Annotated in this window: 11 protein-coding genes; 1 reads left to right on the top strand and 10 read right to left on the bottom strand. The window is 36.2% G+C overall.

What is annotated here, in order from left to right:
- Window positions 1–16 precede the first annotated feature (16 nt).
- The gene (locus A3EM_RS0125615) at window positions 17–439 is read left to right on the top strand and encodes a putative collagen-binding domain-containing protein (RefSeq protein ID WP_425402073.1); all 423 of its coding nucleotides are present in this window, start codon (window positions 17–19) and stop codon (window positions 437–439) included.
- Window positions 440–1118: 679 nt separating this feature from the next.
- Here A3EM_RS0125615 and porU read toward each other — a convergent pair.
- The 10 genes from porU to A3EM_RS0125550 all read right to left on the bottom strand — a co-directional run bounded on the left by porU (window position 1119) and on the right by A3EM_RS0125550 (window position 16451).
- Complete coding sequence (gene porU, locus A3EM_RS0125605; protein ID WP_020531103.1) at window positions 1119–4559, bottom strand: type IX secretion system sortase PorU; 3441 nt, start codon at window positions 4557–4559, stop codon at window positions 1119–1121.
- A gap of 135 nt (window positions 4560–4694) precedes the next feature.
- Entirely contained in the window at window positions 4695–5192 is a 498-nt protein-coding gene (locus A3EM_RS0125595; RefSeq protein ID WP_026210589.1) for a DUF3347 domain-containing protein, read from the bottom strand.
- A 141-nt stretch (window positions 5193–5333) separates the two neighbouring features.
- A complete protein-coding gene (locus tag A3EM_RS0125585; protein WP_020531099.1) occupies window positions 5334–7091 on the bottom strand; it encodes an efflux RND transporter periplasmic adaptor subunit in 1758 nt (585 codons plus the stop codon).
- Between the two features lie 5 nt (window positions 7092–7096).
- Entirely contained in the window at window positions 7097–9124 is a 2028-nt protein-coding gene (locus A3EM_RS0125580) for a copper-translocating P-type ATPase (RefSeq protein WP_020531098.1), read from the bottom strand.
- A 15-nt stretch (window positions 9125–9139) separates the two neighbouring features.
- The gene (locus A3EM_RS0125575; protein WP_044239801.1) at window positions 9140–9892 is read right to left on the bottom strand and encodes a PepSY domain-containing protein; all 753 of its coding nucleotides are present in this window, start codon (window positions 9890–9892) and stop codon (window positions 9140–9142) included.
- A gap of 13 nt (window positions 9893–9905) precedes the next feature.
- Window positions 9906–11138, bottom strand: coding sequence for a TolC family protein (locus tag A3EM_RS0125570; RefSeq protein ID WP_020531096.1), 1233 nt, complete (start codon window positions 11136–11138; stop codon window positions 9906–9908).
- On the bottom strand, window positions 11135–14959 hold the full coding sequence (locus tag A3EM_RS0125565) for an efflux RND transporter permease subunit (RefSeq protein ID WP_020531095.1): 3825 nt from the start codon (window positions 14957–14959) through the stop codon (window positions 11135–11137). The genes A3EM_RS0125570 and A3EM_RS0125565 overlap by 4 nt, the downstream gene beginning before the upstream one ends.
- A 122-nt stretch (window positions 14960–15081) precedes the next feature.
- The gene (locus A3EM_RS0125560; protein ID WP_020531094.1) at window positions 15082–15504 is read right to left on the bottom strand and encodes an HYC_CC_PP family protein; all 423 of its coding nucleotides are present in this window, start codon (window positions 15502–15504) and stop codon (window positions 15082–15084) included.
- A 105-nt stretch (window positions 15505–15609) separates the two neighbouring features.
- Complete coding sequence (locus A3EM_RS0125555) at window positions 15610–16182, bottom strand: helix-turn-helix domain-containing protein (RefSeq protein WP_020531093.1); 573 nt, start codon at window positions 16180–16182, stop codon at window positions 15610–15612.
- Between the two features lie 59 nt (window positions 16183–16241).
- A complete protein-coding gene (locus A3EM_RS0125550) occupies window positions 16242–16451 on the bottom strand; it encodes a heavy-metal-associated domain-containing protein (protein ID WP_020531092.1) in 210 nt (69 codons plus the stop codon).
- Window positions 16452–16467 lie beyond the last annotated feature (16 nt).

Here is a 16467-nt window from a genome sequence, read left to right as displayed (position 1 = left end):
ATTTTGGGAGGAAGCTATTGAGGCAGCCGGAAGTTTTCAAGTCATTCATCTAAAGAATTTATTCTTATCGCGTCCTTTTCTTTCCCGCATCCCCGATAATTCTGTTATTCTGGGTGATAATTTTTCCATTGCCGACTATAAAATAGCCACAAGGNATGGAACNCNAGGAAAAAATGACGCTACNTATATTATNGCTTATTTCCCAATTGTTAGGGATTTAAAATTAAAAACGGATGTTATAAATTCGGATACAATAAAGGCTTGGTATTATGACCCTAGAACAGGTCTTGCCTATTTTATAGGAGAATTTAAAAATACAGGAACATTTTCCCCACAATGGAAGGATAGGTTGCGTAAATCAATGGGTGGTCCTGATTGGGTTATAGTTATTGATGATGCAAATACTGATTATCCTACTCCAGGGACGGTTTATGACTAAATTGGTAGATATTTAGAGTATCATTTTAGAGTTTTGAAAAATTTGAGACAGATGATTATTTGGCTAAATTGACAGAAACAACGGAAAAGTTGTGTTTGATTATGGTAAAAATATAGAAGCTAATCAGAATATAGATTTTTTAGAATGGAGAAATTATGATTTTTCATTGAAAAAGGAATTTCTTGTTTACAAAAAATGGCCAGGGTTCAAGGAAATTCCATTTGATTTAATAGGATTACTAACAAAAAAGAGGAGGATAATCATCTTTCGCTTATTTTTAGAACTAGATTGCTGGACTGGAATTATTGGCATTGAATACGATGATTAATGTATAGGAAGTGAATAGGCACCATTCGGATAACAATGTATTTAAGATTTTATTAATACAATAGAAAAAGGAATTTATTTCATTTCGATCGTATCCAGGGATAGAAGGACAAGTAGACTTTTGTGTAAAAAAATTTATCAGAGGAATTTTTAGTTAAACAGTTATTTTGAGGAAAAATGCCTCATCGGGATATTGACATGATAGGAGTTATGTTGTACTTAACATAAGTAAAGTTATAAACTTTTAAAATTATTTGAATAATTATGTTTTTTATCGGATTATTTATATTTCTGATTCAGATGATTTTTCTCTAAAATTATAGTAAACACCAAACTAGTCTAAAATTAAAATTTAATCAGTAATTACAAATTTACCACCTTTTGAGGAAGAAGTCCCATCTTTTGGAAGGTAAATATACAATTTATAAAAATATATACCACTTTTAAAATTGTCATTAATATCCTCAGAACGGTTCCATTGGATATTATTAACATCCTCGGTGGCAAACGGAATTTCATGTTGCAATTCTTTTACCAATTTTCCATTCTGGTCATAAATAAATATTGTAACATCTATTTCTTCCCCAGCTCTATTGTGGGAAAAGCTAAATTCAGTCTGTTCTTTAAATGGATTTGGGTGATTTATTACGTCACTAAGCACTACTTCTTTTTGAGCTGTTACATAAAATGATATCTCCGTTTGGGAAGAATTATTATGTGTATCCCATGCTTTTACCCAAAGCGTATGCTCTCCAGGCTCAATATTATTTAACGGAAAATTAATCTTCCCATTTTTATAATCATCCTTTTCAGCCTGGTAATAACTATTCAAAACAAACCTGGTTTCATCATCTAAAATCATCTCAATATCATGACCAGGACTTATTCCAGAGGAGTTTATACCATTTTCATCAAATAATTTCACTATTAATTCTGCATCAGTATTTACGATACCTCCACTTTCAAAACTTTCATTATCCAAATAAAGTTGCAGGTCGGGAGGTGTATTATCCTGCTCAAAGGCTGTTTCACTTCCTCCAATAACCAATTTGCTTTCATGACCAGAAGCATCTCTTAATTCAGTTGCATGCTTTGCATAAAAGCTGATTTTACCATAATCAAATTGATAAGAAATATCTTTAGGTATGACAAATGAAAACTCAAATTTACCATCAACAACTGAAGCCTCTCCCCTAAAAATCATATCCTTAAAAGTTTGGTAATTCATTTTGGTATGAGAACCATCTTCACCTAAGGTTGTTTTTGTTGTCTTCTTATCCAATACTTTCACATATAAAGTCCCATTGAAATCCTGGGACAATACATCACTATTCTGTATTTCTCCTGAAAGTTTTACAGTAGATAAGGCTTTAATTGTATCACTTTCGGTAAGTTCAATATCATTAACTTTTTTCACCACCACACTCTCATTCGAATAGGCCAGTTGCATTGAAGGATCACCTAAAAGCGTGAAGTTTCTATTATTTACACCACTGATACTATTGTTTTTAGTGATTCTTATAATATCTCCTAAACTGGCTTTTCTTCCATTATAAGGTTCAAATACGGTATTGAAAAAGGCTTGATTTACAGTGAAATTGGTATTGGAGAATACAGGTCGAGTAGTGGTAAGAAGACCAATAGCACCACCTCTTGGATTTAGCAAAGCGAACTCAGCACCAGATTTGGTAAAAGGACTATCAAAACGACCGAATTCACAAGTAGCAGTTACAAACAATGGCATTCTGGTGAAATTATCCCACTCAACAATTTGATTCAAGCCAAGAATATCTTTTTTGGACCAGCCATTTTCGGACCCATGTCCGGTATAATTCACTATTAAGGTACCCTTGTCAACGAATTCATTAATTTTTTCTCTTACAATAGGTGAAATACGCTTTCCATTAGTAGTAGAGGTTATTTGAGGATAATCATCAATAAATAAGCGATTTACATCAAACTGTTGATATTTACTTTCTACCAGCCTTGCAAGCCGGTCTGCATGGATTTGATGTGTATTATTATCTCCATCATCAGCTACAAAAACAATTTCCTTTTTCCAATCCCCAATAGCCAATTCATTCGTTGCATAATTGATAAGTTTATCAACTAGATTTTTCGCTTCTGAAACATGTCCTATTGGCAAACGTCCTATTCCCAATTCCAAATTATGAATTACATCAGTTGATTTCTCTGACCAGTCTCCCTCATCCTCATCCAAAAATCCATAAAAATCATCAGAAGAATAGCTGTAAATAGGATGTAATGGTTCATCTGATTCATACACCGGGATGAAGTTGGTATTTCTTGTAGGGCTGGTGCCTTTTTCCATTTTATCCTTGTAATCAAAAGAACCATCCCCAAATAATAACACATACCTTAACCCGGACTCCTGATCACTATTTCTCAGGTATAACATTCTTAAAAAATCTCTAATCGCAGAAATATCCTGTTTACCTGAAGAAAACTCATTATATATTTGAGGCGGAGTAACTACTTCAACAGTTAGTCCATCATGGTTTCTTCTGAATTCAGCAAGTCTTTGCGCCTCTGCTTCAAATTTTGGATAGGAAATAATTATTAAATTAGGTGTGGTTAATCCATGAAGGTTTTGATTATTAATTTTCCCTATACTAATTGGATTGGGAAAACCTGAACCAGAAAAGGCTATAAATTCTTTTAAGCCTTTCGTTTCAGTACTAAAAATTACATCATTCCCAGATAGGGAAAAAAGTTGATTTTTTGGATTTACCGGATTGGAAATATCCCATACAACTGTAGCTTCTCCTCCACCCTTTATTTTGAATGCGGCTTTATCAACAGAAAGACTTTCAAAGTTTCGGAATTGCACCAGATTACTGTAAAGTTTCAAATCCCGTTTGAAATTAACCCCTATATAATCAAGATACCCAACATGGTTTACAGAATTCCCGGTTTTATTGTAAGTCAACTTTGCTTTAAAACCACTTTCCAGATTCAGTTTATCTTCGGGAATAGTTTCCTGCACATTATTTATTCTTCCTTTTATACCATATTGCGTTTCAGCAGTAGCGGCAATGTTCGCATCGGGAAGTTTAAAACCATTTAAAGTTAAAGAGAAAGAACTGGCTGAAGGCGAAGTAGACATCAGTGAAGAGGACACTTTCACAGGATATTGCTTTAATGCTCCCTCCAGTTGAAATTCAAATTCCATTTCATTCAGGAAATCAAACTTTTCCCCAAACCATCTTTTTCCTGCCTTTATTATATTATAAGTTTCCTCTTCATGATACACATAATCGTCAAATGAGGTTATTTCTAAAGCTCCTCCTCCCAAATCGGCAACATCTTCCAGGTCTTTTGCCCTTGTATTTGCTATTTCAATAAAATAGTAATTGGTATCGGCATAGATGTTTTTTTGATGGGAAATCTGATTGTTCAGTGTATCAAAAAGAATTTTATCAGATCCTTCAGCATAAAACAGGATATAGTCGCCATTCTGAAAGTTCCCATCTCCTCCCCCATTTTTTAAAGTTGGATTTTCAACAAGATCATCATATCGAAAACTTGCATTGGCTTGTGGTAAAATTCCTCCTCCGTTTCCATAAACTTTCACATTTTCAGGATCGATTGAACTGGCATTTACCCCAAGAGTATTCAAAAATTCCACATCTATCTTGTAGATCCCATTTTCAGTAATACCAATTTTATAGATCTCTCCCTCTGCCAAAACCGAAGTATTGGCAAATTCCTGTGAGAACCCCACACCTGAGAGAAGCAATAAACCAAAAAGTAGTAATAATCGATTTCTCATATTAGAGACTGGATTTTTGAAAAAAAAACAAGTTGGTGGGTTAAAGTTCCATTAGGAGCAAAAAACTCAAGTTTTTGATCTACACCCACTCCCTGACTTTCCAAATGGCTCTATTTGACATTTTTTTTATCCAGTTTAATTAATAGTTTCTTTTACCATTCCACATTTTAGCATTTTATCTCCAAAATATGGGTTTTTAATATCCTTTTCGCTAGATAACCATGCTCCGCCTGTATTTCCATTTGCCATTGGACAGAATTCAAGATAAACATTACCTTTAGTCATTTTCCCATTTTTCACTAAAACTGTAATTTCGTCACTTAAAGCTGAAAATAACTTTCTCTGATCCTTCAAGGTAGTCACAGTCCTTACTTTATTTGCAATCGAATAAGCTTTTTCTCCTGATTTATAGGAATCTAGAGCTGTAGCCAATGCAGTAGCCCCTTTTTTTGCCTCATCATATTCTGAAGCCACCAACGCATTTTTCAAATGGATGTAATGACCATAAATATCCCCCAGTGTTTTATCTTCAAAAACAGGGTTATCTTTATTCATTTGTGAATGATGATTGTGTTGGGCTAATACACTAAAACTTAAAATAAGACCCATAAAAATAACAATTGAATTTTTCATTTTTTTAAAATTTAAATACATCTATAATTAAAACATAAAATACTATTAAAACAGCAAGGGTAACCATAACTCTATACATCCACTTCTGGATATTTGAAGGAGGCTTTTCATCTCCAGTTTTACAACAGCTTTTCATAGGAGTCAGAATTTCTTTTTCACTTCACCACAGCCAAGCATGGCTGCACCAAAATACGGATTTATAATGCTGTCATCTAGACTAAGCCAATCAGCACCTTTATCGCTGTTGGCCATAGGGCAATGTTGCAAATACAGTGTTTTAGAATAGGGGTTAAATGTGTTTGTTATATTGACCATTACCTTCGAAAGTTGGAAAAATGCAGTTCTGAGTTCCTCAATATCTTTAAAATGATCAAGATGTTCCAAGGCTTTGTTCATGAGTCCACTTTGATCCATCCAAAACTGGTGGGATTTGTTCTTAAATTGCTCCATTGGTACTTTTTGCAATGCTGATTTTAGTTTGGAACCAGCTTTTTGAGCATCATTAAAATCATCTTTAGCCAGGGCATCCTTCATCGCTAAATAACTTTGGTAAACTGGTTCAAGACTTTTTTGAGTCGCCTTGTCAATCGAAAGGGAGGATTGGGTTTGAGATTCCTGAGTCATTTCCCCATGTCTATGACCTGTCATTACAGTGCCACCTTCAGGGTTCATCATACTGGGTTTTCCTGCTAACTGTGCTGCTGCATCAATACTAAAAGTACCATTAACCACAATTTCTTCACTTTCTTCTAATCCTTCCTCTACAATAAAACCTTCCCCTAGAGCGGGTCCCAATTTTACACTTCTCATGACAAAGTTAAAAGCATCCTCCTGACCTGATTTTACATATACTACAGACCTTTCCCCAGTCCACATTACGGCACTTTTGGGTACTACCAATGCATCAGGATATTGTTTTAATTTTTCTTCTACAATACCAGAAACAAACATTTCAGGTTTTAATTTTTGACGGTTATTTGTCATTTCCACTCTGGCTTTTGCTACCCTTGTTTTGGGATCAATTACAGGATCGATGTAACTAATTTTACCTTTAAATTCTTCTCCTGGATATGATTGTACAGTAAATGAAATTTCAGCTCCGGTTTTTATCCATACAACATCCGATTCATAAACATCAAACATCACCCAGACTCTTGAGAAATCAACGATATCAAACAAAGCACTTCCTTCCATAATATAATCACCCAAATTGACTTTTTTTGCGATTACCACTCCATTTAAATCAGAAAGAATAGGAAAACTATTGATAGGAGTACCAGTTTCAATGATATTATCAATCTGGTCGCTGGTTAGCTTCCAGTTCTTCAATTTTCCTCTTGCTGCTGTATAAAGAGCAGGCTGAACATCCATTATTTTATATGCCTCAAATAACTCTTTTTGAGCAAGGACCAATTCAGGAGAATAGATATAAGCAATCACCTGACCTTTTCTTACATACTCCCCTGTATAATTGACTGGAAGTTGCTCTATTCTTCCGGCAATATGAGAAGTTTGAGTCGAAACATTTCGTTCATCGGCTTCAACTTTTCCATTAAGTCTTATTTCCTTTTTTATATTTCCTTTCTGCACCTTTACCGTCTGTATATCTGCCAGCATCATAGCGGTTGGCGACATACTGACTGCCATTGGATCAATTGATCCTGCATCACTTTCCAGAGGAATTAAATCCATTCCACAAATAGGACAATCTCCAGGTTCGTTTTTCCTGATTTGCGGATGCATTGAACAGGTCCAAATCGTTGCTTTCGCTATTTCAGCATCATGATCATGGGTTGAATGAGCATCTTTTGATTCACCAAAAATGATCCAGCCCAGTATAATTCCTACAACTAGAATTATTCCTCCGAAAACGAATTTATTATCCAGTATTTTTTTCATCTTTATTATTTCATTTGTTTTTTTAGAAGCTGTGCATTAACCGCCACAATTACAGTACTTAAACTCATTAGTACTGCACCAACTGCCGGACTAAGAATTATTCCAATAGGAGCTAAAACTCCAGCAGCCAAAGGAACAGCTATAATATTATAACCAGCCGCCCAGAAAAGGTTTTGCATTATTTTCTTATAAGTAGCTGTACCAAAAAGGATAAGGTTTGCGATATCTTTAGGGTTGCTATTAACCAATACGATATCAGCTGTTTCAGCGGCTACATCTGTACCTGATCCAACAGCTATTCCTACATTGGCCTGAGCCAATGCAGGAGCATCATTTACACCATCCCCAGTCATGGCTACAAATTCACCTTTATCCTGTAATTCCTTAATTATTTTTTGCTTATCCTCTGGCAATACCTCCGCATGATAGCCATCTAGCTTAAGAGATTCACTAACCGTTTTAGCTACCTTTTCATTATCACCAGTAGCCATAATTACTTTAATTTGATGTGATTTAAGTGTTTCAATTGCCTCTTGAGATTCTTCCCTAATTTCATCAGCAAGTGCAATATATCCCAAAACAGTATGGTCTTTTAAAATAAAAATCACTGTTTCAGACTCATCCTTAAAAGCTCCCTCAGGTGTAGTCAACTGATTTTCTTTTAAGTAGCCAGGGCTTACAACACTGATGCTCTCCCCATTTAATTTTCCTGTAATTCCTTTGCCAGTAATATTTTGAAAATCATTAGGTTCATCCAATTTCATTTCTAGCTCCCTGGCCTTTTTCAACACCCCTACTGCAATGGGATGTTCAGAATTATTTTCTAAAGACGCAGCAATTTTTAAAATTTCATTTTTGTCATAATCTTCATTTGTGGAAGCAAAACGTGTTACTCCAAACGCTCCTTTTGTTAAGGTTCCTGTTTTATCAAATATGATGTAGGAAAGTAATCTTGCATTTTCAAAGGCAGTTCGATTTCGAATTAATAACCCTTTTTTGGCTGATACAGCAGTAGAAATAGCAACAACCAAAGGTACTGCTAAACCAAGAGCGTGAGGACATGAAATTATCATTACTGTTACCATTCTTTCTAAAGAATATTCAAATTCTTTTCCTAATGAATACCATACAAAAAATGTTACGAATCCTGCACTTAGAGCAATATAAAACAACCACCCTGCTGCCCTGTTAGCTAAGTTTTGCGTTTTCGAATTGGTTTTTTGGGCTTCCTTTACCATATTAATTACCTTGGAAAGATAGGAGTCCTCTCCTGTATGTTTTACAAGAATTTTTAAAGAACCATTATCATTAATTGAACCTCCAATTACTTCATCTCCAGCCTTTTTAGCCACAGGTTTAGATTCTCCTGTAAGCATGGATTCATTCAGGTGACTTTCTCCTTCTTTAATTTCACCATCTGCTGGAATTTTTTCCCCCGGTTTTACAAGTATTAAATCATCCCCTCTTAATTCTCTAACATTTACGTCTTCTATATCTCCATTTTTTTTAATTCTGTGGGCTTCTGAAGGCATCATTTTAGCCAATTCCTGAAGGGCATTTGAAGCACCCATAACTGATTTCATTTCTATCCAATGCCCTAAAAGCATGATATCTATTAGACTGACCAATTCCCAGAAAAATATTTTACCTTCCAGACCAAAAACTACCCCGGAACTATAAAAATAGGCTACCGATATTGCCAGCGCTATTAATGTCATCATCCCTGGAGACTTGTCTTTTAGCTCATCTACCAGTCCTTTCAAAAAAGGCCATCCCCCATAAAAAAAGACTATAGTTGACAATACAAACTGAATATATCGATCACCTTCAAAGCCAAATTCATATCCCAGTATTTCCTGGATCATTGGCGCCATCACCACTATTGGTAAAGTAATGACCATGGAAACCCAGAATCTTTTTTTAAAATCTTCAATCATATGGGCATGATGATCACCATGATTCTCTTTATGATCAGAATGACTCATGGTATCCTCATGATTGTGGTTATGATGATGTTCTTCTTGATTTTTCATTAGTTTTCAGTTAGGTTAAAGTTGTTTTTTTATTTTATAAAATGTTTTTGATGATATCATATAAAGCATAAATCCGGAAAGGATAGTAAACAATCCAAACAAGGAAAAAAGCTTCAACAACCAATTGTTGAAATTATCCCTGCCAGCATAATCCATAGTATGAAACATCCATAGAAAATCAAAAACCCTCCACTGATTATGCCTTATCGTCTGGTATGTACCCATTTCAGCACTTAGGTATACTGTGCAGGCTGGTTTACTAAAAGTGACTGCCCAGGCGGGTAATCTTCTTTCTCTATATTCATGGTGGTTGCCAACTTCAGTCAGGTATTCTATCTTTTCAATACTTGCAGGTGCTTTTACCAAATCAGTCGCCATTTTTTCTGCTTCTACCTTTACTAAGGGCGTCCTTAATTCTCCATTTTTAGCATCGACCAAGACAAAATGTAACATTGAATGGTTGCCATGCTGTACAAAATAGGCTACCTGATAATAAAAGTTTTCTAACACCCGAATTAATTGCACTGATTTTAAGGAATCCACAGGATGGCTTTTCTTCAAATTTCCCAAAACCACTGTTGGAGAAACTAGGTCCAAATTTGCCGGAATAGCCTTTTGAGGTTTTCGTAAATGATCCCCATGAACGCGATCAAGGTCATTCCAACTGAAAAACAAACCACTTATGGTCCATCCTAAAAACTGAATTCCAATAAACAAACCCAGATAGCGATGAATTTTTCGGGTAAAATATTTAAAACTTCGTCTCATAATTCTGGGAGCTTTAGTAGTTTTTAGTGGTGAGATAGTTAATTTTTGCTACACCTACCTGGTATTTAGAAATCGCGATTACTTTCAATTGCTCATATTTTAAAAGTTCCTGCTGCATGCGCAAAACTTCCTCAAATTCTTTCCCTGAAGTTCCATAAGAGGTTAAAAGCAGGTCTAATGCCTGTCTGGTCTCTCTAATCTGTTTTTCATACAAATTAATTAAGTCTTGTTGGCTAATGAGTTCAAAAGTGCTCATCTGATAATTTGCCTGAAGAGCATTGATATAATCCTGCTTTTTAAGAGTAAAACTTTCTTGCATTAGTTTTGCTTCCCGTTTGGATCCATCATATTTTCCCTGATACAAGGGAATACTTACCGAAACCATAGGCATAAATACATTTTTCCCGTTATCAGCTATTTCCATATCACTTCTTTTATCCACCAAAACATAATCAAGCCCTAAACCAATTTTGGGAAGTGCTTGTCGGTTAGCCACCTCAACTTTCGCTTCATAGGCCTGTATTTGCAGATCAAGTTTATTTAAGTAAGGATTATTCTCCATTAGGGAGTCTCTTCTGTAATTCAGGGAAACTGGTTCAAAAATGACGGAATCCCTTATGATCACTTCCTCCTCGGGACCTCTATTTAAAAGAGCGTTAAAAGCAACACGCGATGGTTCCCATTTGGCATGAAGAATTTTCAGGTTTGTTTTGGAATCATTTATCATTAGATCCACCCTTAAAACATCCACCATAGCCCCAGTTCCATTTTCAAATTTAGTTGTGGCAATACGCTTGTAAGTTTCCAGAATTTGCAAATTTTCTTCTTCAAGTTTTATTAATTGCATGAGTTCTTCGAGGGGATAATAAGCTGCAGCTACCTGAAAGAATAATTGACTTTTACTATCCAAAAACTCTTGATATTTTGCTTCTGCCATTAAGGTAGCAGCAGCATCTTGGGCTTTTAAAGTGCCGAACCATGGGAACATTTGTGTCAAAGAAAACCTTGCTCTTTGAGGTCCCACTCGTGTTTCCACTGGAGACACGAAGTAACCAAAGGAAAGATTGGGGTCTGGTAAGCTGCTAACTTGTGTCACCTTTTGTATGGCTGCTTCAAAGGATTTGTATTTAGCCTGCAAGCCTGGATTGTTTTCTGACGCTAACTTGAAATAGTCGTCTAACGACTGAGCATTTGTCAATGTGGAAAAGCCAAATGCCGCGAATATGATTATGATGATTTTTTTCATGATTGGCCTTTTAAAATTTTACGTTCTTCTCTCCAGCAGTAAATCACCGGGACAATGAAATAAGTGATGGCAGCAAATAGCATCCCACCAACAGCAGGCAATGCCATCGGTATCATTATATCTGACCCTCTTCCAGTCGAAGTCAGGATAGGTAGTAAAGCAATGATTGTGGTAGCAGTTGTCATTACTGCAGGCTTTATTCTGCGCTGTCCTGCTTCCACTGTTGCCGCCCTTATTCCTTTTATATTATCTGTTTTATTTCTATCAAAGCTTTGATCCAGATAAGTAGCCATTAATACACCATCGTCAGTAGCTATTCCAAAGAGGGCTATAAACCCAACCCAAACGGCCACACTCAGATTTATGGTATGTATTTGGAATAAATCACGAAAGTTTGTGCCGAAGAGTGAAAAGTCTGCAAACCAATTTTGCCCATAGAGCCACAGCATGATAAAGCCACCGCTAAAAGCCATTGCAATTCCTGTAAATACCATTAATGAAGTAGATACAGAACGGAACTGGAAATAAAGAATGAGAAACACAATGGCTAATACCAAAGGAACAATTATAGAAAGCCGTTTTTCTGCCCTCACCTGATTTTCATAACTCCCTGAAAACTTATAACTCACGCCAGCAGGTACGGTCAGTTCACCTGAATCAATTTTATCCTGAATTGCCCGTTGAGCATCGTTTACCACGGTGACTTCCGAGAAACCATCACGTTTATCAAACAATACATAGCCAACCAGAAAGGTTTCTTCACTTTTTATCGCTTGTGGCCCCCTTACATATTCAAAGTCAATGATTTGAGATAATGGAATTTGTGCACCTGTGGGTGTCGGCATCAGGATTTTACCCAATGCTTCAGGGTCATCCCTCAATTCTCTTGGATAGCGAACCCTAACAGGAAATCGTTCACGACCCTCAACTGTGGAAGTGATTTTCATCCCGCCAATCGCAGTTTCTACGGTCTGCTGAACATCTTCAATGTTCAATCCGTATCGTGAGATTTCATCCCGATTGATATTGAGGTGTATATATGGCTTGCCTACAATTCTATCAGCAAACACTGCTTCTGCCTTTACAGAAGGTACTTCCTTTAGAACGTTCTCCAACTGCAATCCAAAGTTCTCTATTGTTTTCAGATCAGGGCCATACACCTTGATACCCATTGGAGCTCTCATCCCTGTTTGGAGCATGACCAACCGGGTTTCAATCGGTTGCAGTTTAGGTGCTGAGGTGACACCAGGTAGTTTGGTGGCTTTTACTATCTCATTCCAAATATCATCAGGTGATTGAATTTTATCACGCCAATTGCGGTAATATTCGCCATTATCATTGGCAATTAATTCAGTCGCTTCTATTCCCCGTTCCAAACCTTCTTGGTTCGTAAGGGTATCTCCCGAAATAGTAATGAACCGATTCTCTTTATCCACCTTAAACCTTTGTCGATGACCTTTTTGGTTTAGGATATATTCCGATTTGTAATTGATAATATTCTCATACATCGAAATAGGGGCTGGATCAAGGGCTGATTCCACCCGTCCGAGTTTGCCAACAGTAAGTTCTACTTCAGGTATACTGGTCAATAGCATATCTAATTGACCTACTATTTTCCGGTTGAATGTTACACCTGAATGCGGCATAGAAGTTGGCATTAGGAGAAAACTACCTTCATCTAATGAAGGCATGAATTCCTTTCCTACACCAGGGAAAGTTTGGGATATTGCTGACCAAGCTGTGGTCTGATTGATGTTCCAGCCAACCTTTTCAAAACCCTTTGAAACAAATCCAAGAACACTATTAAACCCTAGCCAAATATTAGTACCTAATAGGATCAATACAGATGGAATGATCAAAAACTTGACCTTGTTATTTAAACACCATGTAAGAATTTTTTTATATTGAAATTCCAATAGGGTAAACCCGCCAAGTATAATACCGACCAATAAGGCTACAAAAATGAAGTTGAGAAAAAGGGATTGAGAAGCACCAAGAGGTAACCAATATTTTGCAAGCAACCAGATGACGCCTAATAGGACAATTATTAACTCTGCATAGTTGAGCAAGAACTGGAATATGGCTGGTAATGCTGCTTTTTTGAGTTTTTCAAAATTTTTAACAATCCCAATGACTCCAAACAGAATCAGCAGTACTCCAATCCAAACCTGTCCAATAAAGAGGCTAATAATTCCAATAAGCACTAAGCTGTAATGACCATACTTTTTTAAGAACTTGTTTTTGATATCGAATCCAAAAAACCAATGTGCCAGCGTTGGCAGAATCAGCAATGAAACGATCAATGCGGCTAAAAGAGCAAATGACTTTGTGAATGCCAGAGGGCCAAACAGTTTGCCTTCTGCTGCCTGCATGGTGAATACAGGGATAAAACTTACAATTGTGGTAGAGACAGCCGTTAATATCGCAGTTGCCACTTCTGATGCTCCATTGTAAATTGTGTCGATAAGTTTTTGACCGGGTGGAGCCTCATCTATATGTTTAATGATGTTTTCAGATAAGATGACACCTAAGTCCACCATTGTACCAATAGCAATTGCGATACCTGAAAGTGCAACGATGTTGGCATCCACACCAAAGTACCGCATTGCGATAAACACCATAAGTACTGCTATAGGAAGGATACTCGAAATGAGAAATGAAGCTCTTAGATTGTATACCATCACAATCACTACTAGAATGGTAATGAGAATTTCCAGTGATAAGGCTTCTTCCAGTGTACCTAATGTTTCATAAATCAATTCTGAGCGATCATAAAACGGGACAATTGTTAGCTGACTTTCTCTACCGTCAGCCAATGTCTTCTTGGGAAGACCAGGGGCTATTTCCTTAATTTTGGTCTTTACGTTATTAATCACTTGTAATGGATTTGCACCATAGCGTGCTACCACCACACCACCCACTACTTCAGCACCGTCTTTGTCCAAAATACCTCGTCTGGTAGCAGGGCCAAGAGATACTACACCAATGTCTTTTATCCTTATAGGTACATTGTCTTGCACAGCAACTACTGCCTTTTCTATATCTCCTACTTTCTTGACATAGCCTAACCCTCGAACTAAATATTCAGCTTGATTGATTTCTATGGTTTTAGCACCTACATCCTTATTGGATTTTTGTACTGCCTGCATGACTTTATGCAAGGGAATGTTGTAGGCTTTCAAAGCATCAGGATTCACGTCTATTTGGTATTCCTGAATAAAACCGCCAATGGAAGCAACTTCCGAAACACCTTCTGTTGCATTTAAACCATACTTCACATAGAAGTCCTGAACCGTGCGGATTTCGTGTAAATCCCAACCGCCAGTTGGATTTCCATTTTTGTCCCTTCCTTCAATGGTGTACCAATACACCTGACCCAAGGCAGTGGCATCTGGTCCTAATGCAGGCTGTACGGCATCAGGTAGTAGTCCTGAAGGCAATGAGTTGAGTTTTTCGAGTATTCTGGAACGTGACCAATAGAACTCTACATCTTCCGAGAAGATGATATAGATACTGGAAAAACCGAAGATGGATGAACTTCTGATAGATTTCACTCCTGGGATTCCTAACAAATAGGTTGTTAAAGGATAGGAGATTTGATCTTCAATATCCTGTGGCGAACGGCCAGCCCATTGCGTAAAAACGATTTGTTGGTTTTCGCCAATGTCCGGTATGGCATCTACCGGAACAGGGTCAGAAGGCAATGCTCCTACCTGCCATCCAAATGGAGCAGTTACAATTCCCCATGCTATAAATCCCAACAAAATAAGAACTGTTACCAGTTTATTTTCCAGGAAGTATCGTATAATTTGATTTAACATCTTTTTTAATTGAAATAAAGTTCTAAAACATGACTCAAAGAGCCTAATGAATAGCCAATATTCCTCTTATTCCAAGTCCTTTGAAATGGATGGAAAAACAGGAATTCAATATTTCAATAAAATCAAATTAGAAAGGTCTGAAAAAGCACCTGGAAGTCCTGATTCGGGGGTGGAGGTGATAAATAATCCGGTTGGTAAAAAACCTGCTCTTCAGAAGAAATGAAAGCAGAAAAAAAGGATTGAATGACAATGATAGAAATGGATAAATTTAGATGAATACTGGATTTAGAATTATCTAAATCATCATCATTTTGAAAAAGCTGAAAATTACTGTCACAACATGATTTAGTTTTTAAATCATGCGTTCCTGGCAAACTCTCACAATCATCTTGATTATCCTCTTCCATCCCACAACCTATATTCCCTGCCACAAGCATAATCTGGCTCTCTACGGCTTCCCCAGCACAATAATGAGTAGCCATAGTCAGTCCAACCTGACTAAGTAGCAGAATAAGAGTGAGCAGTATGGATAGAATTTTCTTCATTCAAGGCAAAAATACAAAAAATTAAGATATAGTATTATATGAAATTTTGTTTAAATGTTATAACATTTTGCTCTTTCTAAAATCCAAAAAATTTAAATCATCCCCTTAAAATGAATCCCGTGAATGGTGGCCCGGTTTTTTAAGTTGTTTAAATTCTGAAGGAGTCATCCCTGTTTCTTTTTTAAATTGAGAAGAAAGATAAGCAACACTACTATAATCCATCTTAAAAGCAATTTCGGAAAGGGTAAGTTCATTATAAAATAGAAATTCTTTAACCCGTTCTATTTTTTGTCTTACAATGAATTTTTCAATCGTAATTCCCTCCACTGAAGAAAATAATCGGCTTAAATAACTATATTCGTGATTAAGCTTTTCTGAAATATAATTGGAAAAATTAGCCATCAATTGTTCATCATGATGATGAATTTTATCAATAATAATTGCTTTTATTTGTCCAATTAATTTTGATTTTTGATCCTGAAGTAATTCAAACCCTTTTGATTTCAATTTTTCGTCCAGTGTTTTCTTTAACTCATCAGAAAGATCCTTTTCCAAAATAACTTCTCCTAAAGAAACAGATTTTGTCCCGATATTTAAAGATATTAATAACTCATTAACAGCCTCAATACACCTGGGACAAACCATATTTTTAATATATAAAATCTGTTTTTCTCTCATACCATTTAGTCTTTAAGAATTAAAATTCTTTCGCCTTCAAAAAAGGCAATATAGTATGATTATATTTTTTCAATCTCAAAACCTGCTTTTTTCACTGTTTTAATTACTGTTTTTTCATCTCTATCATCCAGAACCACTTCCAATATTTTGTCAGGATGATTTACATCAACTTTCCATGAATCAATATTTTCCAATTCGTTCAAAAATGGAGATACCGCATTCACACATCCATTACAATTAATAGTTGTTTTATATTTAATAGTTTTCATAATTTAATTGATTGGT

The organism is Flexithrix dorotheae DSM 6795, assembly GCF_000379765.1.
GTDB lineage: Bacteria > Bacteroidota > Bacteroidia > Cytophagales > Flammeovirgaceae > Flexithrix > Flexithrix dorotheae.
The sequence above is the reverse complement of the archived record's forward strand: the minus strand, read 5'-3'. Positions and strand labels throughout refer to the sequence as shown.